This is a genomic window from Gluconobacter sp. P5H9_a (genome assembly GCF_018812085.1).
GTDB lineage: Bacteria > Pseudomonadota > Alphaproteobacteria > Acetobacterales > Acetobacteraceae > Gluconobacter.
On record NZ_JACRVW010000005.1, the window covers coordinates 117,880 to 141,844 of the forward strand.

The 23,965-nt window shown below is 57.9% G+C and carries 22 protein-coding genes; 10 read left to right on the plus strand and 12 right to left on the minus strand.

Annotation, left to right across the window (positions count from 1 at the left end; translation table 11 throughout):
• The 4 genes from KP708_RS07200 to KP708_RS07215 all read left to right on the plus strand — a co-directional run bounded on the left by KP708_RS07200 (nucleotide 1) and on the right by KP708_RS07215 (nucleotide 5,575).
• Nucleotides 1-1,446: an ATP-binding protein gene (locus tag KP708_RS07200; protein ID WP_215749017.1), complete on the plus strand. Its 1,446-nt coding sequence runs from the start codon at nucleotides 1-3 to the stop codon at nucleotides 1,444-1,446.
• 99 nt (nucleotides 1,447-1,545) lie between these two features.
• The gene (locus tag KP708_RS07205) at nucleotides 1,546-3,924 is read left to right on the plus strand and encodes a TonB-dependent receptor (protein WP_215749018.1); all 2,379 of its coding nucleotides are present in this window, start codon (nucleotides 1,546-1,548) and stop codon (nucleotides 3,922-3,924) included.
• 10 nt (nucleotides 3,925-3,934) lie between these two features.
• Nucleotides 3,935-5,047, plus strand: coding sequence for a glycerophosphodiester phosphodiesterase (locus KP708_RS07210; protein WP_215749020.1), 1,113 nt, complete (start codon nucleotides 3,935-3,937; stop codon nucleotides 5,045-5,047).
• A gap of 177 nt (nucleotides 5,048-5,224) precedes the next feature.
• Nucleotides 5,225-5,575, plus strand: a complete 351-nt coding sequence (locus KP708_RS07215) for an STN domain-containing protein (RefSeq protein ID WP_252347237.1) — start codon at nucleotides 5,225-5,227, stop codon at nucleotides 5,573-5,575.
• A 9-nt stretch (nucleotides 5,576-5,584) separates the two neighbouring features.
• Here the strand turns inward: KP708_RS07215 and KP708_RS07220 are convergent, their stop codons facing one another.
• The 11 genes from KP708_RS07220 to tkt form a co-directional block, all read right to left on the minus strand.
• Nucleotides 5,585-6,112 carry a type 1 glutamine amidotransferase domain-containing protein gene (locus tag KP708_RS07220; RefSeq protein ID WP_202206430.1) on the minus strand — a complete coding sequence of 176 codons (528 nt, stop codon included), beginning with the start codon at nucleotides 6,110-6,112 and terminating at the stop codon, nucleotides 5,585-5,587.
• A gap of 56 nt (nucleotides 6,113-6,168) precedes the next feature.
• Nucleotides 6,169-7,611 (minus strand): aldehyde dehydrogenase, encoded by a 1,443-nt coding sequence (gene aldA, locus KP708_RS07225; RefSeq protein ID WP_215749022.1) that lies wholly within the window; start codon nucleotides 7,609-7,611, stop codon nucleotides 6,169-6,171.
• A gap of 143 nt (nucleotides 7,612-7,754) precedes the next feature.
• Complete coding sequence (locus tag KP708_RS07230; RefSeq protein ID WP_215749023.1) at nucleotides 7,755-8,621, minus strand: LysR family transcriptional regulator; 867 nt, start codon at nucleotides 8,619-8,621, stop codon at nucleotides 7,755-7,757.
• A gap of 75 nt (nucleotides 8,622-8,696) precedes the next feature.
• Nucleotides 8,697-9,176, minus strand: a complete 480-nt coding sequence (locus KP708_RS07235; protein WP_215749024.1) for a YaiI/YqxD family protein — start codon at nucleotides 9,174-9,176, stop codon at nucleotides 8,697-8,699.
• The gene (locus KP708_RS07240) at nucleotides 9,160-9,738 is read right to left on the minus strand and encodes a gluconokinase (RefSeq protein WP_046899915.1); all 579 of its coding nucleotides are present in this window, start codon (nucleotides 9,736-9,738) and stop codon (nucleotides 9,160-9,162) included. The genes KP708_RS07235 and KP708_RS07240 overlap by 17 nt, the downstream gene beginning before the upstream one ends.
• On the minus strand, nucleotides 9,726-10,418 hold the full coding sequence (rpiA, locus tag KP708_RS07245) for a ribose-5-phosphate isomerase RpiA (protein WP_215749025.1): 693 nt from the start codon (nucleotides 10,416-10,418) through the stop codon (nucleotides 9,726-9,728). The genes KP708_RS07240 and rpiA overlap by 13 nt, the downstream gene beginning before the upstream one ends.
• Nucleotides 10,415-11,155, minus strand: coding sequence for a 6-phosphogluconolactonase (gene pgl / locus KP708_RS07250; protein WP_046899917.1), 741 nt, complete (start codon nucleotides 11,153-11,155; stop codon nucleotides 10,415-10,417). The genes rpiA and pgl overlap by 4 nt, the downstream gene beginning before the upstream one ends.
• The gene (locus KP708_RS07255; protein ID WP_252347238.1) at nucleotides 11,152-12,012 is read right to left on the minus strand and encodes a Cof-type HAD-IIB family hydrolase; all 861 of its coding nucleotides are present in this window, start codon (nucleotides 12,010-12,012) and stop codon (nucleotides 11,152-11,154) included. Before KP708_RS07255 ends, pgl begins: the two co-directional genes overlap by 4 nt.
• 82 nt (nucleotides 12,013-12,094) lie before the next feature.
• Nucleotides 12,095-13,093: a phosphogluconate dehydrogenase (NAD(+)-dependent, decarboxylating) gene (gnd, locus tag KP708_RS07260; RefSeq protein ID WP_046899919.1), complete on the minus strand. Its 999-nt coding sequence runs from the start codon at nucleotides 13,091-13,093 to the stop codon at nucleotides 12,095-12,097.
• Between the two features lie 2 nt (nucleotides 13,094-13,095).
• Nucleotides 13,096-15,966, minus strand: coding sequence for a bifunctional transaldolase/phosoglucose isomerase (locus tag KP708_RS07265; protein WP_215749027.1), 2,871 nt, complete (start codon nucleotides 15,964-15,966; stop codon nucleotides 13,096-13,098).
• 11 nt (nucleotides 15,967-15,977) lie between these two features.
• Nucleotides 15,978-18,035 carry a transketolase gene (gene tkt / locus KP708_RS07270; protein WP_215749028.1) on the minus strand — a complete coding sequence of 686 codons (2,058 nt, stop codon included), beginning with the start codon at nucleotides 18,033-18,035 and terminating at the stop codon, nucleotides 15,978-15,980.
• Between the two features lie 121 nt (nucleotides 18,036-18,156).
• On the opposite strand from tkt, the gene KP708_RS07275 reads away from it, so the two are divergent.
• From KP708_RS07275 to KP708_RS07290, 4 genes are all read left to right on the plus strand, one after another.
• Nucleotides 18,157-19,176, plus strand: a complete 1,020-nt coding sequence (locus tag KP708_RS07275; protein WP_371822661.1) for an MBL fold metallo-hydrolase — start codon at nucleotides 18,157-18,159, stop codon at nucleotides 19,174-19,176.
• A 35-nt stretch (nucleotides 19,177-19,211) separates the two neighbouring features.
• On the plus strand, nucleotides 19,212-19,715 hold the full coding sequence (locus KP708_RS07280; protein ID WP_215749029.1) for an ankyrin repeat domain-containing protein: 504 nt from the start codon (nucleotides 19,212-19,214) through the stop codon (nucleotides 19,713-19,715).
• Complete coding sequence (gene hisC / locus KP708_RS07285; RefSeq protein ID WP_215749031.1) at nucleotides 19,712-20,782, plus strand: histidinol-phosphate transaminase; 1,071 nt, start codon at nucleotides 19,712-19,714, stop codon at nucleotides 20,780-20,782. Before KP708_RS07280 ends, hisC begins: the two co-directional genes overlap by 4 nt.
• 133 nt (nucleotides 20,783-20,915) lie before the next feature.
• Nucleotides 20,916-21,200 (plus strand): hypothetical protein, encoded by a 285-nt coding sequence (locus KP708_RS07290; protein WP_046899925.1) that lies wholly within the window; start codon nucleotides 20,916-20,918, stop codon nucleotides 21,198-21,200.
• Between the two features lie 19 nt (nucleotides 21,201-21,219).
• Here KP708_RS07290 and KP708_RS07295 read toward each other — a convergent pair whose 3' ends face one another.
• Nucleotides 21,220-22,011, minus strand: a complete 792-nt coding sequence (locus KP708_RS07295; RefSeq protein ID WP_215749032.1) for a glycosyltransferase — start codon at nucleotides 22,009-22,011, stop codon at nucleotides 21,220-21,222.
• Between the two features lie 197 nt (nucleotides 22,012-22,208).
• Between KP708_RS07295 and KP708_RS07300 the strand changes: the two genes are divergently transcribed.
• Complete coding sequence (locus KP708_RS07300; RefSeq protein ID WP_215749033.1) at nucleotides 22,209-23,456, plus strand: aminopeptidase; 1,248 nt, start codon at nucleotides 22,209-22,211, stop codon at nucleotides 23,454-23,456.
• Nucleotides 23,453-23,965 (plus strand): hypothetical protein, encoded by a 513-nt coding sequence (locus KP708_RS07305; protein WP_215749035.1) that lies wholly within the window; start codon nucleotides 23,453-23,455, stop codon nucleotides 23,963-23,965. Before KP708_RS07300 ends, KP708_RS07305 begins: the two co-directional genes overlap by 4 nt.

A 23,965-nucleotide genomic window follows, 5' to 3' on the forward strand; every position in this document is an offset into this window, starting at 1 on the left:
ATGACATCCATCGTTCTCGGACAGGGCCGCGACGGCTCAGACACCTGCATTGATTTGCCGGAACTGCTGGCCACGCGCCTGCTGGTTCAGGGTAACTCCGGCTCAGGCAAATCCCACCTTCTGCGCCGACTGCTGGAACAGACCGCAACCCTCGTTCAGCAGGTCATGATCGACCCGGAAGGCGACTTCGTCACCCTCGCAGACCGCTATGGCCATCTGGTGATTGACGTGGAAGACCAGTCCGAAGCCAGTTTGCGCGCGGCCGGTGAACGTGTCAGGGCGCATCGTGCATCTGTTGTGCTGAACCTTGAACAGGTGGACGCCGAAATGCAGTTGCGTGCAGCCGGTGCATTCCTGAACGGTATGTTCGAAGCACCACGCGCCAACTGGTATCCGGCTCTGGTTGTGGTGGACGAAGCCCAGCTCTTCGCACCGGTTGCGGGCGGTGACACATCCGATGAAGCCCGCCGCCTCTCACTCGGGGCCATGACGAACCTCATGTGCCGTGGGCGTAAACGTGGTCTGGCCGGTGTCATCGCAACACAGCGTCTGGCCAAACTGGCCAAGAACGTCGCGGCAGAAGCCTCGAACTTCCTGATGGGCCGGACCTTCCTCGACATCGACATGGCCCGCGCCGCCGATCTTCTGGGCATGGAACGCCGGGCCGCAGAATCTTTCCGTGATCTTGCCCGCGGGCAGTTCATGGCGCTCGGCCCAGCTCTCTCCCGTCGTCCGAAGCTGCTGACAATCGGCCCCGTTGAAACGGCCAGCCACAACACGGGGCCGGTGCTCGTTCCTTTACAGCCCATCGATGCCGAGGACCTGCGAGACATCATTCTCGAGCCAGTTCACGAATTCTCACCCCGCCCCCGTCGTGAGACACGTCCGCCGCCGCCGGATCTTCTCGCGCAGCTTGATGCCTATGGCGCAACGCGGGAAGCCGCCGAAGAACCTGCAGCAACGGCCGACATTACTGAAATTGATCCAGCCCAGATCTGGGACATGGTTGCTGGTGTCGCCTCTGAAGATGGCGCCGATTACAAGCCGCTTGCCACCCTTTATCAGGACTTCCAGCTTCGAGCCCGTATTCAGGGTCTGTCACGGAACATCCTTGATCTGGGCCGCTTCCAGCGCATCCTCGCTACGATCCGCGCGGGCCTGGACCGGGAGCGTGCGGAGAGCGAGGAGTGGCAGAAAGCCGAAGCTGTTGCAGTATCCCTGCCGGAAGACGTTCAGGGCGTTTTCCTGTTGCTGGCCCGTACGGCGCTCGATTCGGAAACCTGCCCGGATGACAGTGCTCTGGCCCGCGCCTATGGCACCCATTCCCTGGGACGCGCCCGCCGCCAACTGACATATCTCGAAGAAAGAGAAGTCATAGTGTTGCAGGAAACACCATTCGGCCGCCGCGTTGCGATCGTCGGCTTAGGCTGGCAAACGGCGTCATAAATCTGTCACCCCAGCTTCACACTAGGTTCACACACCCCTCACGATATTGAGACTAGTTTCCGCCCGTTCCGATTCCGCTTCGTTACGGGAAAGCTATCCATGTCATCCAAATCCCAGCGCAACCGCGCGCTGCTCTTTCTTTTCTGTTCTCCGCTGGCAGTGAGCATGGCACTGCCTTCAGCCAAAGCGGCCACCGCGTCGACAAACAGCAAGAAACACACCGCAGCACACAAGGCCGCAGCCGTTTCCGGCGGATCGGAACAGCTGGTCATCACCGCAAAGCGCACCCGCTCCGAACAAACACTTGGCCGCGTTCAGATCCAGCGCATCATGCCGGGCATCAACCCCATCAAGGCGCTGCAGATTCTGCCGGGCGTCGTGTTCAACAATGCTGACCCCTGGGGCAACAACGAGCAGAATTCATCACTGTATGTGCATGGTTTTGCCAAGGAGCAGCTCGGTTATACGCTTGATGGAATTCCCCTCGGCGACCAGGCCTACGGTAACTACAACGGCCTCTCCCCTCAGCGCGCATCCATCAGCGAAAACATCGGATCTGCCTCCATTGCCACCGGCGCAGGCGGTCTGGGCACGGCCTCCACGTCCAACCTCGGCGGTACACTCGAATTTACGACGCAGGATCCACTGCGCAAGCGCGGCGCCCAGATCGAGCAGGTCTTCGGGAGCTGGTCCACATTCCGCACCTTCGCGCGTCTCGACACGGGTGAATTCGGAAATGGCAACTCGGCCTATGTCTCATTCGCCCGTCAGGATGCACGCGCATGGGACTTCGCTGGCCATCAGGGCGGCTATCAGGTCAATGCCAAGTTCGTTCACCACAGCGCCCATGACCGCTTCTCGGTCTTCTTTGACTGGTCCCAAAAGGTTGAACCGAACGAAGACAGCGTAACCCTGCCGCAGGGCTACGGCACATATGTCCGTCCCTTCACGTATCCCAACTTCAATTACGCGAAATCCTATATCAACTCAGCCGAGTACAGGAATGCGGGCCTGAATTACCGCAACTATTATTCTGCCGCCCAGCGGGAAGATTTCCTGGCCTATGCAAAGTGGACGCATGATTTCAATGCGAACCTGCACTGGGATAACTCGATTTATTATCATCACGATCTGGGGGAAGGTGTCGTCGCCGGCCCCATTTCTGCCGCGGGCCTGCCGACATTGTTCGCAGCGTATTTTCCGGGCCAAGACCTTAACACCGTTTTCGGCGGCTCCGGCTATGCGACCCGTACAACCGAATACTGGGATAACCGCGGCGGCCTGATCTCCACGTTACGGTATCACCTTGGCAAGCATTCCATCGAAGTCGGGGGCTGGTATGAGCGCAACAACAATACACAAGCTCGTCGCTGGTACCCGCTGGATGCCAACAACCCGACCACACCATACGAACGCCAGCAGAACGCGCTGATCGACCAGTATACGAACAACTTCTACACCAACACGTTCGTGACCCATCTGCAGGACAACTGGCAGATTTCCAAGAACTTCTCGCTGGCAGCCGGCTTCAAGTCTGAGCTGGTTTACACGAACGGCACGCTGCCTGTTGCTGCAAAGGCGGGCTCGCTCTCTCCGTCCTACGCTGTCACCGCTCCGGGTGGCACCATTGCTGCGGAACGTCCGTTCCTGCCGTCCTTTGGTGCCGTCTGGAACATTACGCCGAATGAACAGTGGTTCGCCACCATTCAGGAAAACATGCGCTCCTTCCAGGACGCAGGCTACGGCAACGCCACCCCGTGGGGTGCTACCAGCCAGGCTGCTTTCGAGGACTTCAAGAAGAACGGAAAGCCGGAAACATCATGGACGTATGAAACCGGTCTGCGTGAGCACCGCCAGATCCACCTCGGCCCGCTCACATCCATCGAAGGCCAGCTCTCCTACTACCACGTTCACTTCTCGAACCGCCTGCTGGCTGTTGCCACCACACAGACGCTGTCGTCCATCATCGGCTCCGCAACCACGCTGGCAAACGTCGGCTCTGTGACGACCGATGGTATGGACTTCTCGTTCACATCCCATTTCGGCGAGCATTTCTCGCTCTACAACGGCCTGTCCTATAACAAATCCACCTACAACGATAACTACAGCACCGGCACGACAACCGTGCGGACTGCCGGAAAGAACGTTGTGGGTATGCCTGCCTGGTCTGAGAAGTTCGTCTTCAGCACCAATTGGGGCAATGCTTATGGCCAGTTCATCGGTGTTGTGACCGGCAAGCGTTATGCAACCTACACCAACGACATGTACGCGGCCCCGTTCGCGCAGTTCGACATGAACGCGGGCTACACATTCCATGGCATTCCGCACATTGCAGCCCTGCGTGTTCAGGGTAACATCACGAACCTGACCAACACCCGCGCCTGGTCCACCATCAACGCGACCCAAACGTCTGGTCAGTTCAGTGCCTTCCCGGTTGCCCCGCGCAGCTTCTTCCTGACACTGAACGCCACGCTGTAAGGACTGATCCATGCTGACGCGCCGCCGCACTTTGGGCCTGCTTTCCGCCGCCCTCCCTGCTCTTCACCTGAGCCGCTCCGCACAGGCGGCTCCTTCCCTGGCTCCAAAGCCACTGGTGTTTGCTCACCGTGGCGCGTCGGCTCTCCGTCCTGAACACACACTCGCCGCCTATGCCAAAGCCATGCTGGACGGTGCTGATTTCATCGAGCCCGATCTGGTCATGACAAAAGACGGCCATCTGGTCGTCCGTCATGAAAGCAACATCGCCGATACAACAGATGTTTCCGATCACCCGCAATTTGCCGACCGCAAGAAGACCGTCACCATTGACGGCCAGAAGCAGACCGGCTGGTTCACGACCGATTTCACCCTCGCGGAACTCAAGACACTCCGTGCGCGTGAGCGTCTGGCGACCCTGCGCGTCCATAACACCCGCTACAACGACCGCTTCGAAATCCCAACATTTGAGGAGGTCATCGAAGTTGTCGCTGCTCAGGCTGCCGCCACCGGCAAGACTTTCGGCCTTATCCCGGAACTCAAGCATTCCACGCATTTTCACAGCCTCGGCCATGATCCGGAAGCGATCTTCCTCAAGACCATCGCGGCGCACGAATATACGCGTCAGGCCCCGCTCGAAATCCAGTCTTTCGAAACGTCTAACCTCGCCCGCATCCGGGAGCAGGCACTAGCCATCAACCCGCAGACACGGTTGATGCTTCTGATGGGCGAACGCAAACAAACCCCACCCGATCTCGCTGCAGCAGGAAAAACAACCACTTTCGGCGATCTGATGACGCTGGATGGACTCAAAGACGTCCGCCGTTACGCAGACGTCATCGGTCCTTCTAACGCGGATCTCATTCCGCGCGATTCAAAGGGCGCATGGCTTGAGCCCACCTCGCTCGTGGATGACGCTCACCGCGCAGGCCTTCTCGTTCATTCCTATACAGCGCGCCCGGAGAACTACTTTCTTCCCGCCCAGCTTCGAAATGACGCAGGCCCCGCAGCCCGGAACCCAGAAGGCATGATCGCAGAGGTTCGCCGCTATCTGGATATGGGGATCGACGGCTTCTTCACGGATGACCCTGCGCTTGGTCGGCAACTTGTCGATACGACCTTCTGAGTTTCCAACCCTGACCAGTCTGTCAAAACGGTGCTCTGCCTCCAGATGATTTCTCGAGCGCAAAGCACCGTTTTTTCATGAGCCAAGCCCCGAATGGTTCTGCCCTGTCTCTTTTCTGCGACCAGAACGGCTCAAAGGCGTTTTAGACAGATCAACATGATGAAGACAGGAGACGACATGTCCATTCGCTCCCTTCCCCTCCTTGTTCTGGTCTTTGCATATCCAGTGATGGCTTCTGCGGCCTGTACCAACGATGCGTTCCCTATCGCTTTACCCATCCAGAGAATGGACGAGCGGCTTCAGGATCTTGCGCATAAAACCGGGTGCTTCATGGAGGTTGACCCGTCACTCCTCCAGGATCTGAAAGCACCCGCGCTTTCGGGCAAGCTGACAGCGCGGCAGGCCTTGACGAAGTCCCTGAAAGGGAGCCGGCTCAGATACCGCTTCGTCAAGGATCATTGGCGGATCACATTGATGCGCGGAGCGGACGACCATCCGATCCATGACTCTTTCGTTCAACCTTGGTGACGCTATCAATCATCCCAGCTTGAAATGTTTGATAATCGCCTTGTTGAAGGCAGGGAGATCGTCGGGGCATCGTGAGAAAACGTAGGGACCATCTGTCACAACGTCCACGTCCACCCAACTTGCGCCGGCATTCTCAAGATCGGTCTTGATCGCAGGCCACGATGTGATGGTGCGGCCTCGCAGTTCGTTGACTTCGATCAGGACCTGCGCTCCGTGACAGATCGCAGCGATCGGCTTGTTGGCCTTCACAAACTCCTTCACGAACGCCACGACATCGCGGTTCATCCGAAGGCTATCAGGGGATGCGAGCCCGCCCGGCAGCAGAAGAGCGTCAAAGTCGGAAGCTTTGGCATCCGCAATACCCAGATCAGCCTTGATCTTACGAGACGGGTAAATGTCCTTGTTAACCGCCTGAAACTCGCCAGCTTTTAACGAGATCACCGTAACGGTCGCGCCAGCTTTTTCCAGCGCTTCCTGTGGCGACGTCAGTTCGATTTCTTCCAGGCCATCCGTGGCGAGTGCTGCAACTTTAACCATGTTTCTGGTCCTTTCATGAAAAAAGGCAGCCCGATTGCGGACTGCCCTTCTGAACATCAGGCGTTGAGGTAAATCGTCTTGGTCTGCACATAGGCTTCCAACCCATGTTGACCGTCTTCTCCACCAAGACCACTTTCCTTGTAACCATGGTGAAAGCCTTGCGGCGCTTCACCGCCCGGACGGTTCACGTAGACCTCCCCGAACTCCAGTTCGCGCGTCATACGCAGGATACGACCCAGATCCTTCGTGAAGAGGTATGCTGACAGCCCATACCGGCAGTCATTGGCCCAGGCGAGCGCCTGATCAAAATCCGCCACCTTTATAAGCGACATGACAGGGCCAAACACCTCGTTATGAACAATGTCCATATCCTGTGAGACGTCCGTCAACAGTGTAGGGGCGTAAAAATAGCCCTTGTCATAAACACCACCCGTCAGGCGTTTTCCGCCGGTCTCCAGCGTAGCGCCCTGGCGAACAGCCTTTTCGACAATCTCATGAACTTTGTTGAGTTCGTCTTCGCTCACCTTGGGGCCCATGTCCGTTGAAGGGTCAGTCGGCAGACCAACCTTCAGAGCGTCGATCCTCTGACGAACCTTCTGTACGAAGTCGTCGTAAACCGCTTCATGGATGTAAGTGCGTTCATTGCACGTGCAGACCTGCCCCGTGTTCATGAAGCGGGACTGCACAGCCGCTTCCGCAGCCTTCTCCAGATCAGCATCTTCCATCACCAGGAAAGGCGCCTTGCCGCCAAGTTCCAGCCGAACTTCCTTCAGCGTCTCTGCTGCGGCCGCCATGATCTTTTTCCCGGCAGGCGTTGAGCCGGTCATGGTGATGAGCTTCACATCCGGATGCGCGACCAGCGGAACTCCGACTTCCGGACCATCACCCGTGACGATATTAATGACACCTTTGGGAATGCCTGCTTCCTGAACCAGCTTTGCCAGATGAAGCGACGCAAGCGGCGTCAGTTCGTGCGGCTTTACAACGATCGTATTACCAGCCGCGATGGCCGGCCCAATCTTGCGAGCGCAAAGAGCCAGCGGAAAATTCCAAGCCGTAATGGCTCCAATCACGCCAAGAGGCACACGATCAATCAGAATTTTCTCGTCCGGGCTACTCCCAGGAATGATTTCCCCCTGAAGACGCAGCGTGTTTTCAGCCGAAAACCGCAGCAGCCCGATTGCGAAATCGACTTCGGCTTCAGCTTCCTTCAGGGGCTTACCCATTTCGGACGTAATGATCTGGGCCAGAACCTTCTTGTCCCGCTTCACCAGATCTTTCAGCGCATGGACATAATCCGCGCGCTCCGTCGCTGTCTTTCGGCTCCAGGCGGGAAAGGCCGCCTTGGCTGCTGCTACCGCCTTATCCAGATCGGCTTCACCGCCCCGAGCCGCCTGGCCGACCGTTTCTTTCGTGGCTGGGTTTTCAACAGGAATCCATTCTCCCGTCTGCGGGGAAACCCATTCACCGTTAATGAAGAGATCATATTTCTGAGCCATGAGTGCTCCTGTCTTTCAGGAAGCGCATCCTGCGCCGCTCTGTTTCAGACGCATGAGACCGCTGCCGGTTCAATCGATGACCCGACACTGGCAAGAGATGCGGTTTATTAAAAGTGATGATAAATCAGTGTTTCGTTCACTATTTATGAGTCTTCAAAGATTGAACCCAGACTATTCATGAACAACCGGGCCAACACGCTCACGCGCGGCTCCCGCCAGACCGAATAGATATCACTGCCCTGAAGATCTGTGGGGTACTGCACAGCGATTCTTGTCTTACGGGCAGCCCCCAGAGTTGAAAGAACACTCTGCGGAACACACGAAATACCCAGCCCTACCTCTACGCAGGCCACAATGACGTCATAAGACTCAACGGTATGGATAAGACCGCCGCCAAAGCCCTTCTGCTCCAGCCAAGCCTCGAAATACCGGCGATACAAACAGTCTGTATTGAACAGAAAGACTGTCTGACCTGACTGAAGTGTCTGCTGTCCTTCGGGCAGAATAAGTGCCAGACGTTCGCGAAAGGCAAATGCACTGCCCATCATGGGATGCTCGATTGGCCCATCCGTCAGAGCAAGATCAATCTCGCCATCAACCAGCATGCGCTCAAGCGTGTCTGTCGGCCGGATCAGAATCCTGATTTCCACACCCGGTGCCGCCGCCAGAAACTGCGGCACTCGACTGGGTAAATATTCCTTCAGTGCGACGTCCAAGGCCCCGACAGTCAGTATCCCGCGAGGCACGCCTTCAGAAAAGAGATCTGTCAGGTGCCGTGCCTCTTCCACGACGGTTTTGGCCTGTTGGTGAAACAATCGTCCTTCCGGCGTCAGAAAGAGACGGTTCTTTTCCCGCGTAAACAGCTCCCGCCCCAGAAGCTGCTCCAGTTCCCGCAAGCGCGCCGTCACGTTGGACGCCACACAGTTCAGTTTCCGTGACGCTGCCACCACCGTTCCTGTCTCGACGACAGCACAGAACATTTCCAGCTGTGCAAGACGCAACGGATTCATGGGCGATTTTTCCTCAGCAGCAGACTCTTATCCCCAGATTCATGGAACATCTCCGGGGACGTCCCTGTGGATGTTTTATGAAGAACTGGGGATCACTCTGGAAAGGGCAGCTTTCCTGCGGAGTCGCACGATGAGCGTATCGAGAGCGGAAAGAAACCGGCTCCGATCCGCTTTTCCAAAGGATGGATTGTACGTATTCACCACCCCGGTTTCGCGCAGGTCATGCATCAGATCCCGCATGGCCGAGACCATTCCTACGGACCGATCATCGATTTCTTCACCGTTGGGACGCAGAACGGCCGCCCCATTTTCCAGACACCGCACGGCCAATGGCACGTCGTTCGTGACCACGATGTCTGCTGTGACAGCCTGCTCTGCAATCCAGTCATCCGCAACGTCTGGCCCTTCCGGCACGACCACACGCTCAATCAGTGGCGACTGGGGGATATTGATCCAGCGATTGGCAACAACCAGCGTCTGGAGGCCATAACGGCCTGCCACACGGTAAATCTCGTCCTTTACAGGGCAGGCATCTGCATCAACCAACAGCCGCATGGAGTTCCTTCTGGTTTTCTTCATCACGAAACTGCTGGATCAGCTTCTCCAGCACAACATCGGGGTGATCTTCACCACAGACATGAATAACCGGCTCGTCGTCACCCGGCTCTTCAAATGTGGAAAGCTGGCTCGGTAGCAGACTTGGCGGCATGAAATGACCTTTTCGATGGGTCATACGATCAGCCAGAGTGTCACGAGCAACACGGATATGAATAAATTCAACGGGGAGATCGCGGCGCAGTTGTTCGCGATAAATGCGCTTCAAGGCGGAGCAGGTCAGGACAGCACCGTGACCCGCTTTTACTTCCCTGCTCAGCCAGTCATGGCAGAGTTCCAGCCAGGGCTTGCGGTCTTCGTCCGTCAGCGGCTGACCCGAGCTCATCTTGTCAACGTTACTTTGGGGATGGAGCGCATCCCCTTCCTGAAAATGCCACCCCAGGCGGGTGGCAAGGCCGGTGGCGATCGTTGTCTTGCCTGTCCCGGAAACACCCATCACGACCAGAAAACGCGGCCGGACGCCTATGGCCTTACTGACGTGCGCAGTCTCTATGGTTCCCATCGCTCCACTCCCTGTTCTGTCGCAACCAGAACTTCAGACGCCATGTTCAGGAACATGCCGTGTTCCACCACGCCCACGATCGCGTCTATTTGGCGCGCCAGATCTTCCGGGTCCTCGATCGGGCCGAACGTGCAGTCCAGGATCATGTTGCCATTGTCACTGACGAACAGGTTCCCATCACGGTCGGTCCGGGGCTTAACGCCCTTGGCACCGCAGGCTGACAACCGTTCTGCCGTGCATTCCCAACCAAAAGGAATCACTTCCACGGGAACAGGAGCGCGCTCCCCAAGGTGATCAACTGGCTTGCTGCCATCCACAATCACCACAAATATCTTCGAAGCCTGAGCGACGATCTTTTCGCGCAGAAGCGCTCCGCCAAGGCCCTTGATGAGGTGCAACGGCCCCCGCTGAACCTCATCCGCGCCATCAATGGCAATATCGAGCTGACGATGAGCGGAAAAATCCGTCAGCGGAATACCCGCTTTTTTAGCCTTGCGGGCACTGTCTTCGGATGTCGGAATCCCGACAATGTGAAGGCCTTCTGCCACGCGCTCACCGAGCCGCTCGATCATGTAGGTGGCGGTGCTTCCCGTGCCGAGTCCAACCACCATGCCACTTTTGACCATATCGGCTGCACGACGGGCCGCAGTACGCTTGTGCACCTCCATCTCCGAGCTCATGCGGCGTCTCCCGTTGCGGCACGATCTGCCAGAATGACGATCCGGCCTTCACTGGTCACATTTGCAGACGGCAGAGTTTTGTCGCCCTCACGAAGACGCTGGAGCATTTCAACCTTGGATGCCCCCGTCACCAGAAAGACGACCAGCGCGCTGGAATGGATGGCAGGATACGTCAGCGTAATGCGCTCGTAGGGTGCGGTCTTCGGCGCTGCCGTTCCCACCCATGCCGTCTTTTCCTGAAGCACAGGCTCGCCCGGAAACAGGGAGGCCGTATGTCCATCCGTTCCCAGGCCAAGCATCACGAGATCAAACAGCGGACGAGCGGGGTCAAGCTCTGTCGCGCCGTATGCAGTCTCAAGAGTTTTCTGATAGGCGCGCGCATCCGCCTCGACCGTTCCAGCCGTTGGGATCGGATGCACGTTCTCGGCAGGAACCGGAACACGGCTGATCAGAACAGACTGACCAACCGTATGGTTGCTGTCTGCATGCCCTTCGGGAACATGGCGCTCATCCCCGTAGAAAATCTCAATACGATCCCACGGAATGCGCTTTGCCAGCTCTGGCTCGGCCAGCAGTTCGAACAGTCGCTTGGGTGTCGAACCGCCAGACAGGGCCACACGGAACTTACCGTCCGTCTTGGCAAAAACACCTTCCACCAGAAGATCCGCCATTCGAAGGGCTACTGCTTCTGAGCTCGGCAGTGTTTCCAGTGTGGCAGTACGGATATCGGTCGTCATGTGTTTTTGACCCTTGGCAGAATGTAGCGCTCAATGGCTTTGGCCCAGCCATCACGCTCATTGGTGTCAGTAAGAACCTGGGCAGCGGCTCTCACATCGTCTTCAGCCTGCCCCATGGCAATGCCCAACCCCGCGACGGCAAACATCGGCAGGTCGTTATGGGCATCACCCAGACAGGCCACTTCATGCGGCTTTACACCGTGGGCGAGAGCCAGCTCACGGACGGCTTCGCCCTTGTTGGCGAGCGCAGGCGTAATATCGAGCAGCATCTCGGAAGAACGACGGACACTCGCTTCACCACGAAGCATAACAGCCAGTTCCGTCTCGACACGCTGAAGCAGATCGTAATTGTTGCTCACACCCATGACCTTACCGATCCCGTCAAATTCCTGACGCAGATCCGGCACTGTGTGAGGTGTCAGCCCGGTGATGCGGCGCTCATGCTCAACAAACGGCGTCGCGGCGTCGCGCACCATCCAGTAGGACTGACGCAGCAGCCAGGTCTCGATCCCATGGACATGCAGCATGTCATGCACCACGGAGAGCACATCACGCGACAGGACACGGCTGACCGTCGGTGTTCCATCTGGCGAGAAGATAATGCCGCCGTTGAACCCCGCGTTCTGACCGCTCAAGCCGAGTTGTGAGATGTATTTTGTCATCGCAGCCGGAGGCCGCGCGCTTGCCAGACAGAGCGGAATACCGCGCTTCTGAAGCTCCTTTGCCATCGCCATCGTAGAGGGAGCGATTGTCTTTTCCGGTGTCAGGAGCGTTCCATCCATATCGGACACAACCATCCGGATCGTATCCGGAAGCGCTGGAAGTTCCGCGTGAATGGTATCTAGGTCAATGGACATACAAGCCCCTGTCGGTCGGCCATATTGAATGGGGGAGTGAGCATACTGTGCCCACTCCCCCTTGCCCATCCGTCAGAGGGGCTTATTTCTGCTCGACGTGACCGCCAAAGCCGAAACGCTGCGCCGAGAGAATCTTCTCGGCGAAGTTGTTGCCCGACCGCGAACGGAAACGGGTAAACAGGGCCGCCGTCATCACTGGCGCCGGCACATTTTCTTCAATGGCGGCTTCGATCGTCCAGCGACCTTCACCGGAGTCAGCAACTTCACCCGAGAACTCGGACAGTTCGCCCGACTTCGCGAGCGCTTCCGCCGTCAGATCCAGCAGCCAGGACGACACGACACTGCCGCGACGCCAGACTTCGGCAATATCCGCCATATTCAGATCGAAGCGTTCACCTTCGGCCAGAACGGGTGAATTCTTGCTCTTCATGATGTCAAAGCCTTCAGCGAAGGCCTGCATCATGCCGTACTCGATGCCGTTATGGATCATCTTCACAAAGTGGCCTGAACCGGACGGACCACAGTGCAGATAACCCTGCTCGGCACGCGGATCCAGATTGGTCGCATCCCGGTTCGGCGTGACGGGAACATCGCCCTTTCCAGGAGCCAGAGCCGCCAGAATTGGATCGATATAATCCGCAGCCTCTTTCGGCCCGCCATACATCATGCAGTAGCCACGTTCGAGGCCCCACACACCGCCGGACGTGCCAACGTCAACGTAGGAAATCCCCTTCGCTGCCAGCTCTTCCGCACGACGGACGTCATCCTTGTAGTAGCTGTTGCCACCATCAATGATGACATCTCCCTTGCCAAGAAGCGTGCCGAGCTGCTTCACGCAGGCTTCGGTAATCGCACCAGCCGGAAGCATGACCCAGACGACACGATGCGTGTCACCTTCAAGACCCTTTACAAGCGCCTCGACGCTGTCCACGCCTGTGGCGCGACCCTTTTCGGATCGCTCCACAGTCGCTGCCGTCACGGCAGCCGTGCGATCATGCACAACAACATCATGTCCATGCCGGGTCAGACGGACGGCAATATTGCCGCCCATACGACCCAGACCAATGATACCGATCCGCATGTTTATGCTCCTGCCACCGCTTTATGGATTGCCGTGGCAAGGGTCTTCAGGCCCTCTTCCAACGGTCCATCGATATGCACCCGGAGGGCACGACGCCCACGGGCCGAGAGAACTTCAAAGTCACCGCGTGCCTGTGCCGCCTTGACGACACCGAAGCTGAAGCCATGCCCCGGAACCGGAACATCTGCAGCATCTTTGGCAGTAACCTGAAGGAAAACACCACTGTCGGGGCCGCCCTTGTAGGCCTGGCCTGTCGAGTGAAGGAAGCGCGGGCCGAACTCGGCTGCTGTGGCAACCTTCAGCGCATCCCGCAATTCCATCCGAACGTCCTGCGCCCAGTCCCGTGTTTCACGGTTGCGCTCTATATAGGCCAGAAGGCCAACATAATCGCCCGCACCAACACGGCTGAAATGCTTCTTGAGAACGGAAACAGCGTCTCCTCCCCCAAGAACACCCGCATTCTTTTCGTCTGCGTAGAAAGACAGCTTTCCGTCGATCGCGAACGGCTCTTCTGCTGGCAATGAACCAGTTTCAGCATAGGCGTTCGTCAGCTTGCGGGTTTCAACCTTGCTGAACTCGACATCCGGCTGATCAAACGGGTCAATCCCGAGAACCGCACCTGCAACAGCAGTTGCAAATTCAAAGACAAAGAAAGCCTGCCCGATCTCGTTTTTGTTTGCCAGACGTACCGTAATCACCGGAGCCCCGGCTTCACGCAGTGCCCCAAGACGACTGTCCGGAACGTCGTCGCCCAGCAGGATGTCCACGAAAACGCGGTCCTTGCCGTAGACGTCAGGCGTGCCGAGCACTTCCTCGTCAATCGGGATCAGACCTGTGCCCTTCTTACCGGTGCTTTCCGCAATAAGCTGCTCAAGCCAGGCTCCGAAGGACGCAATGCCCTTGGAAGCAAGGATTGTCACCTTGTCACGGCCGAAGCACTTGGCGGAATGACCAAGGATCAGACCCAGCGTCACACCGGGGTTAACGTGTGCCGGTGCGCTTGGACCACAGCTCTCGACCATCAGATTGGTAATGGTCAAGAACTTGCGAACATCCAGACCGCTGACGGCGGCTGGCACCAGTCCAAAGTTTGACAGGACAGAGAACCGTCCACCAATCTTCGGATCACCGTAGAAAATACGCCAGAAGCCGTTCTCTTCGGCGACCTTCTGCATGTGGGAGTCAGGGTCCGTAATGGCGATGAAGTTATCACCCGGAGCCTTGCCCAGAGCCTGGCCGGCAACCGTCCAGAAATGCGCGAACAGAATGTTCGGCTCCAGCGTGCCGCCAGACTTGCTGGCCACGATGAACAAGGTCTTCTTGAGATCAACAGCCTTCTCATAAGCCCGAACCTGCTGCGGGTCGGTGCTGTCGAGAACATGTAGCTTCGGCCAACCTTCCTGCTGACCGAAGGTTTCGGCCAGAACCTCTGGGCCAAGGCTCGAACCGCCCATACCCAGAAGCAGGATGTCAGAGAAACCACGACTGCGGACATCACGAGCCAGAAGTTCCAGCTCTTCAATGTGCCACAGACGATCCTGAACAATGGTCAGCCAGTTCAGCCAACCGGCTTCAGCACCATTCGTCCAGACAGAGGCGTCCTTCGCCCAAATGCGACGGACAAGACCTTCCTTGCTCCACGCCGTCTCGGATTCAGCAACATCGTCGCGGATATCCGAGGGAAGGTCAGCTGTGACGTGGAGCAACCGTTTTCCCAGCACAGACTCCCGCTTTTCAGCGACCGCACCGAGAAGAGTGTCGAAGGACTCAGAGAAGGAGGCACAGCCATCCTTCACCAGCTTCGCCGTGACACCGGCCAGATCCAGACCAAGGCGCTCGGCCTCAGCAAGAACGTGACGGGCTTCTTCAATGTTTTCCGTCAGGCTCTCACGGAGCTTGCCGTGATCGCGGAACGCATCGAACGTTGCTGGCGGAATGGTGTTGACCGTCTCAGGACCAATCAGCTCTTCGACGTAAAGGACGTCAGAGTAAGCCTTGTCCTTCGTGCCGGTGCTGGCCCAGAGCAGACGCTGCGGGTTCGCACCCTTGGCAGCCAGTGCCTGCCAGCGCGGGCTCTTCTTCACGTCCAGATAATACTGGTAAGCGACCTTGGCGTTTGCGATGGCAACCTTGCCACGCAGAGCCTTGAGCGCTTCCGCATCCTTGTCACCAGCGGCGACGCGGCGATCGATTTCGCCATCGATCTTTGCGTCAATACGGCTGACGAAGAACGACGCCACGCTGGAGATGTGGGAAATGTCTTCCCCACGGGCTGCGCGGGCTTCAAGACCGGAAATGTAAGCTTCCAGAACGGCCTTGTAGGCATCCAGAGAGAACAGCAGCGTCACGTTGATGTTGATGCCGTCTGCAATCGCTTCGCGGATCGCACCCGTGCCTTCTTCCGTACCCGGAATCTTGACCATCAGGTTCTTACGACCGACAGCCTTCCACAGGCGACGGGCTTCCGTGATGGTGCCGTGCGCGTCGAAGGCCAGATACGGAGAGACTTCGAGGCTGACGTACCCGTCCAGACCCTTTGTCTTTTCGAACACCGGATAAAGGACACCGCAGGCAGCGCGGATATCATCAATCGCGAGGTGCTCATAAAGGTCTCCAGCAGAGAGACCTTCCCCTTCGAGAAGCTTGCGGATCTGAGGATCGTATTCCGTCCCCTTACCGATGGCCTTCTCGAAAATGGCCGGGTTGGAGGTGACCCCGCGAAGCCCGTCTTCCTCGACAAGCTTCTTGAGGCTGCCATCTTCCGTAAAACTGCGCTGGATAAAGTCCAGCCAGGGGGACTGGCCGTGCTTTTCCAGATCCCGCAGGACACTGCCCACTTTGTCTAGGCCGGTGTTAGAGATTGTGTCCGCCACAGGTTCTCTCCTTACTTGCTACGGGCAGCCTGACGCTTCGCGGCGCCATAAACTGCTTCCGGCGTAAAACCGAACTTGGTCAGAAGTGCAGAGGCAGGAGCCGATGCACCAAACGAATTCATGGCAATGATCGAGCCGCCAAGACCGACATAACGGTCCCAACCGAAGGCCGCAGCCTGCTCGACAGCCACGCGGCCGATCACGTCAGGCGGCAGAACGGAATCGCGGTATTCCTGGCTCTGCTCTTCAAACAGATCGAAACTCGGGATCGACACCACGCGGGCCTTCACACCTTCTGCCGTAAGCTTTTCATAAGCTTCGACAACCAGCGATACTTCAGAACCCGAAGCCATCAGAATCACATCCGGCTTACCTTCACAGGAGGCCAGAACGTACGCGCCCTTGGCCAGACCGGAAGCCGCTGCATACTTCGTGCGGTCAATGGTTGGCAGATTCTGGCGGCTTAGAGCCAGAACAGCAGGCTTGTGCGTCATCGGGATCAGCGTGCGCCATGCCTCTGCCACTTCGTTGGCGTCGGATGGGCGGATCGTCATGATGCCCGGGGTCGCGCGAAGTTGAGCAAGCTGCTCGATCGGCTGATGGGTCGGGCCATCTTCACCAACGCCAATGGAGTCATGCGTGAAGATATACGTGACCGGCAGTTCCATGATGGCCGACAGACGGATCGGAGCCTTCATGTAATCAGAGAAGATCAAGAAGCCGGAGCCATAGGCGCGGATACCGGACAGCGCGATACCATTACAGATCGAACCCATCGCGTGTTCACGCACACCGAAGTGGAGGTTGCGTCCACCATAGGTGCCACCCCACTGCGGCGGCTGGAACGATCCACCACCCTTGATGTCTGTCTTCGTGGAGGGCGTCAGGTCAGCAGACCCACCGATCATCCAGGGCAGGTTCTTGGCAACGGCATTCAGCACCTGGCCAGAGCTTGCACGGGATGCAACGCCCTTGGCATCAGCCTCGTAAACCGGGATGTCCTTGTCCCAGCCTTCTGGCAGACGGTGCTCGAAGATCGCCTCAAGCTCGGCGGCTTCCTTCGGATGCGCTTCCTTGTAAGCCGAGAACAGTTCGCGCCACTGAGCACTGGCCGCTGCACCACGCTTGCCGAGACCTTCGGCGAAATGTTCCTGGACACCATCCGGAACATAGAAATCACCGGCATTTTCCGGCCAGCCATAAGCTGCCTTCGCGCCCTTGATTTCATCTTTGCCCAGCGGTTCACCATGAGCAGAAGCTGTACCGGCCTTCTTCGGCGCACCGTAACCAATGACCGTCTTCAGAACGATCATGCTCGGACGGTCCGTGACCTTCTTGGCTTCCTGAAGGGCCTTCAGGATCGCATCAACGTCGTTACCGTCCGTCAGCGTCTGAACGTGCCACTTATAGGCCTCGAAACGCTTGCCAACGTCTTCGGTCAGGGCAAGGTCGGTCGAGCCTTCAATGGAGATCTGATTGGAATCGTAAACCCAGGTCAGGTTGCCGAGGCCCAGATGACCGGCCGTTGAAGCCGCTTCCGAAGCCACACCTTCCATCATGTCGCCATCACCACAGAAAACCGTGACGTGATAGTCGAACAGCTTGAAGCCCGGGCGGTTATACGTTTCAGCCAGCCACTTTTCAGCAATGGCCATACCCACGGAGTTGCCACAGCCCTGACCCAGCGGGCCGGTCGTTGTTTCAACGCCTGAGGTGAAACGATATTCCGGGTGGCCCGGCGTCCGGGAGCTCAGCTGGCGGAACTGCTTCAGGTCCTCGACAGTGAGAGCTGGCTGGTCCACGACCTTTCCATCCTGGATGTCCCGAACGCCTGTCAGGAACAGCGTCGAGTACAGGAGCATGGAGGCGTGTCCGACGGACAGGACGAACCGGTCACGGGCTGGCCATAGCGGATCGGCAGGATCGTAGTTCAGATCATGCTGCCAAAGCGCATACATGGCCGGGGCGAGAGCCATTGCGGTTCCGGGATGCCCGGAATTCGCACGCTCGACGGCGTCCATGGAAAGGGTGCGGATGGTATTGATACCGAGTTCAGGAAGCGTACTCATCGGTATGGGGTCTCCGGCTTGTGACGAGCGGGGGAAAGGTCAATGATGCCCCCGCACCTTCTGCAGCCACGGCATGACGCGATATCACGTCTGACGCAATGCTTGATGGGTAAACCATATTGTGAAACACGGTCTTGTGCTTGACGACAACCCGCCTCACTTCGATGGAACACGTTATTTCAACCCACCTTCGTGGCGCCCGGATAACGCTGTTTCAGGACGAACCCCTGCCCAGCGCTTCCGCAATATCCTGAAGTGGCAGCTCAGCCTGCGTCCCCGCTGGCCTGATGCCCTACCCCCTCAGAAACCCCACACCCTGACTGCTCCCGCGCCCGGTGAATGTCTCGCAACGTTCATCGGCCATGCCACCGTTCTGCTCCAGTTCGGCCGGCAGGGACGTGAACCATTACGCATCATCACGGACCCGGTGTTTTCAGAACGCTGCTCCCCGTTCCGGAGTTTCGGCCCCAGACGCGTCCGGCCACCTGGCATCTGTTTTGAAGACCTGCCGCCAATCGATCTCATTCTGGTTTCACATTGCCATTACGACCACATGGACCTCCCGACCCTGCGCATTCTGGCGCGCAAAGGTGATCCGCTGTGCATTACGTTGCCGGGAAACCGTAGCCATCTGGAAAAAGCTGGCTTGCCCCGCATTGTCGAACTTGACTGGTGGAACAGCACGCAGGCGGAAGGCGCGCGCATTTCTGCAACGCCCGCCCTGCATGGAAGTGCCCGTACTCCATTCGATCAGAACAAGGCCCTCTGGGGCGGCTTCATGATCGAAACTCAGAACAAAACCGTGTTCTTCGCCGGGGACACAGCGTGGGGCCGTCACTTTGACGCGATCCACAGCCGCTGGAACACGATTGACCTCGCAATTCTGCCAATCGGTGCCTACGAGCCACGCAATTTCATGCGTCGTGTTCACATGAATCCGGAAGAGGCGGTCATGGCCTTTGATACGCTCAAGCCCACCCAGGCGATGGCCATTCACTTCGGGACATTCCAGTTGACTGATGAAGCTATTCTGGAGCCTGCGGCACGCCTCAATCTGGCCTTTCAGGACCGTACCCGTCCCTTTAAAGCTCTGGAAAACGGGGAAACCCTGGCTCTTTCGCCCCCTCCCGCAAGCCGCTAACCTAACGGCACTATGTCCCCCTTGTGGAAACCGTCATGAACGCACAGACCGTCAACTTCACGCCTGAACAGATCACTGCCCTGTTCATTGACGCCGCCCGTGAGGGTGACACGGACCTCCTGACCCAGTTTCTGGATGCAGGAATGCTCATCGATACACCTGACAGTCGCGGCTACACGGCCCTCATTGTCTCGACCTACAACGGACATCTAGATGCCGCGCGGCTACTCCTCGCACGCGGGGCCAATACGGAATCCGTTGATCTCAAGGGAGCCACAGCCCTGTCCGGCGTCGCCTTCAAAGGCATGACGGACATTGCACAGGTCCTGATCGACAATGGGGCTCAGGTGGATCACGCAAATTTCTCGGGCCGGACTCCACTGATGTTCGCCATCATGTTTGGCCGTACGGACATGGCACGGCTTCTTCTGTCTGCGGGCGCCAATCCGGATCATCGGGACGGCGACGGCGTTTCTGCCCGTGACCTCGCAGAGCGACAGGGTGTGACTGGCTTTTTCGATCAGGAAACAGGCGCATGAGCCGCTTCTGGAACAAACGCGTCCACGCTCTGGACCCTTACGTCCCTGGCGAACAACCTAAACTAACCAACCTGCTGAAGCTCAATACGAACGAGTCTCCGTATGGTCCGAGCCCGCGGGTGCTGGAGGCTATTCGAGAGACTGCAACGGACGACCTTCGCCTTTACCCGGACCCAACTGCAACAATCCTGTGTGAAACCATCGCGAAGCGCTTCGGTGTCACAACAGACCGGGTTTTCGTTGGAAATGGCTCCGATGAAGTCTTGGCTCACGCCTTCCGTGCCCTCTTTCACGATGACGCACCGCTCTACTTCTCGGACGTCACTTACGGCTTCTATCCGGTCTATTGCAGCCTGTTTGAACAGCCCTTCAAGCAGTTCCCGCTCAACGACGACTACGAGATCGACATCAACGCTTATGATGGCCCCTGCGGTGGCGTTGTCGTCGCGAACCCCAACGCCAATACGGGTCTGGCCCTCTCGCTTGAACAGATCGAAACGCTCGCTCTTCGTCATCCGGACCGGACGGTCATCATTGACGAAGCATACGTGGATTTCGGTGCCGACTCGGCCATCGAACTGACGAAGCGTCATGACAACCTTCTGGTCGTTCAGACACTGTCCAAATCCTATGCTCTGGCTGGGCTGCGCGTCGGTTTCGCAATCGGCTCGCCGGAACTGATTGAAGGACTGATCCGCGTCAAGGACAGCTTCAACTCCTATCCGCTTTCACGCCCGGCGCAGGCAGGGGCCATCGCTGCCATCAAAGACACGGATTGGCTGGAAGAGATTACAGACCGAGTGATCGCCAGCCGGAAAACACTTGTCCCTGAACTGGAAAATCTCGGCTTCCAAGTCCTTCCATCCTGTGCCAACTTCATTCTCATGCGCCACCCGGCGCATCCGGCCGGATCGGTTGCCAGCGCCCTGCGCGAACGTTCGATCCTGGTGCGGCATCTTTCAACCCCGCGTATCCAGAACTGGCTACGCGTCACGATCGGAACTGACGAGGCCTGCACACGCCTGATTGACGCCCTGCGGGCCATCATTCTCACAAACCGATCCTGAACCACAGTTGGGCGGACTGATCCGCCCTCACGATCATGACCTTTCAGAGGCTGCCCGGTGTGCATTCGCGCACCGTTCCGCATTCAGTGATGATGCGGAGGCCTCTGGCGTTTCGTGCTGAAAGACCAAGACCATGCGCGCATTCCACGGACAGATGTCCGACAATCAGCCTATCCGCCGTAACCAGGCAGAGAAGGAAAAGCAGCTTCGGGACCTCAAGGAAACACTAGCTTCCATGAAGTCTCACACGTCCCCTGCTCTGAAAGAGAGCGTCCAGCGCCGTATCAAGGAACTGGAAACCGAACTCCGCGCCGCAGCCCGTGACAAGGCTACCCGCGCCGCCAACCCGAGCGCCCAACCGCAGGACCAGCAGCGTCAGCGCCGCGCGCCGCGCCGGAACACCATTCGCTCCATGTGAAATTGCGAACCGGGCAGTCTTACAGGCCTGCCCGGCTCCATGCCTCGCCCATGCATTGCAGACGAACCGGATGCATGCCGTCCGTTTCCGTCAGAACATAGAATGCTGAGTACTTTCCGGTAGGTTCGCCGGGCCGGCTTTTCAGCCAGTTAAAAACACTTCGATCTGCCGTCATCCCGCCCTGATCCTGCGGAAGAGGCTGATTCCAGAGATCCAGAACCTCCGGAACTCTCGTCCGATCAATCATCAGACAATTCGGGTCAACAAACCCTCCAAAAGCCTTACGGAAGAGCCCCCCGCCGGGGCCCACAGATTCCCACTGATCTTCACAAACCGGCCTTAACGTTTTGGGATGTACAAACCATCGACCTGACCAGGCCCAGTCCTTTCCATCAATCGCGTCAACAAGCGAAGACAGATGATCCGGTGCCCACCAGTTGTCATCATCCAGATAAGCCACCCGAGGCGCATTGGAGAGCTGGCTCAAGACACTCCTCAGCACGCCTCCATCACGTGCGCGGCCAAACCCTCCATGCCGCACAGACGTGGAATATCCCGGCCACAGCACCTCCACTGACCAGCCCTCCGGACGCGCCTGACAGGCACTCTCCAGCATCTCCCGCGCTCCATCTGGTGGCGTAGTATCCGCACCGATCATGATCTGCACGCGCAGGTCACCACTCTGGGCGAAGATCGACCGCAAAGCATAAAATAATGAGGGCCTCAGCAGGCTGGGCATGACAACAGCGACATCAAACGGCTGCTGGTCCGGCTGACCATCGTCAGCGAAAATATGAAGTCCAGGACGCATCCTGCAAGACTACGGCGTGCCGCACTCTCCGTCCATGCTGCTCAACCCTGCACTTAATCTCGTCCCTTCACAAAGAGCCACACCAACCGCAATAGAGCGAGGGTCCATCCACTTCAGGCCCCACCCGGCATGCTCTTGCACTTCGGTCGTGCAGCCCCCACGATGAAAAACAGAATTCCACTGCGAAAGAGCAAGATGTGTCCGCTACTTCCCAATTTTCGCACGAGCAGCTTCTTGACCGCCTTGGCGAAGTCGCAGTTCGCGTCGGACTGAACATCAAGCCGGGGCAGCAGCTCCTCATTACGGCACCGCTGGATGCTGTTCCGCTGGTCCGGCGCGTTACCGAACACGCCTACAAGGCTGGAGCATCACTCGTCACAACGCTGTACGCCGATGATGAGACGATACTCGCCCGTTACGTTCATGCCTCTGATGCCGCTTTCGATACAGCCCCGACCTGGCTGGCTGACGGTATTGCCCGCGCCTTCCGTGAAGGGGCAGCGCGCATGGCCATTACTGGTGCCAACCCAACCCTCCTTGCAGGCCAGGATCCAGAACGGATTTCACGCGCCAACCGCGCCAACTCAGCAGCCAACCGCCCGGCGATGGAAATCATCACCCAGTTCGCAGTGAACTGGAACATCATCGCCTGCGCCACCCCGGCATGGGCCGCACAGGTCTTCCCCGATCTGGCTCCGAAAGATGCACTGACAGCGCTGTGGAACGGCATTTTCAAAGCTTCGCGCGTGGATGTCCCAGATCCGGTAGCAGACTGGAAGGCCCACAACGCCCGCCTGCATGCCCGTGCCAAATTCATGAACGACACACGCTTTGACGCCCTGCACTTCACCGGTCCCGGTACTGATCTTACGGTTGGCCTTGCAGATGGCCATGCCTGGGCTGGCGGATCGGAAGAGGCACTGAACGGCATTGTCTGCAATCCGAACATCCCAACCGAAGAAATCTTCACAACACCGCACCGCTCCCGTGTGAACGGCACCGTCTGCAGTACCAAGCCACTATTCCATCAGGGCACACTGATCGACGATATTTCCGTCCGTTTTGAAGATGGACGCATTGTCGAAGCACACGCGAGCAAGGGTGAAAACGTTCTCCATCGTATTCTGGACACTGATGAAGGCGCACGCCGGATTGGCGAGGTGGCCCTTGTGCCCCACTCGTCGCCAATTTCCGCGAGCGAAATCCTCTATCGGAACACCTTGTTCGATGAGAATGCATCCAGCCACATTGCGCTAGGCCAAGCCTACACCAAGTGCATGGTCGACATTGAAGGTCTGACGCCGGAACAGCTTCTGGAGCGTGGCGTTAATGACTCCCTGATCCATATCGACTGGATGATTGGCTCGGATAAAATCGATCTCGATGGGATCAAAAATGGCAGCCGCACGCCTCTGATGCGTTCCGGCGAATGGGTAAACGCATGACTTTGAACATCAAAACGCTCACAGCGCTCGCTCTCTTCGCCAGCGCGGCTCTTCCTTTTTCTGCACACGCACAGGGCTACCCAAGCCAGACACAGGTTGATGGGCAACAAACCCAGCAGCCTGCGCAGGTTCCCCCGCAGTTCAAGGCCGATACAGAGCGCGCTATGCGTTACGCCCTGCCCGCAGACTTCATGCCGCGTGCTACGAGCACGATTGGTGAGCTCCAGGCCCGCAATATCCAGCCACCCAACTCTCAGGGGCTTGGCTTACAGGCGATGATCAGCCAGGCAGGTCAGGTTCCCGGTTTTGCCGCTGTGCTCTCATCCCATGGCTTTACGCCGGAAAGCTTCATCACGGGCATGACGACCTTTGGCATGACGCTTGCCGTAAGCAACGGACAGGTTCCAGCAGGCATGCCGTCTCCCAACCCGAACAACGTTGCGCTGTTCAAAGCCCATCCGGATCAGGTCAACGCCCTGATGCAGGCTATGGGCAACCCTCCCCACTAA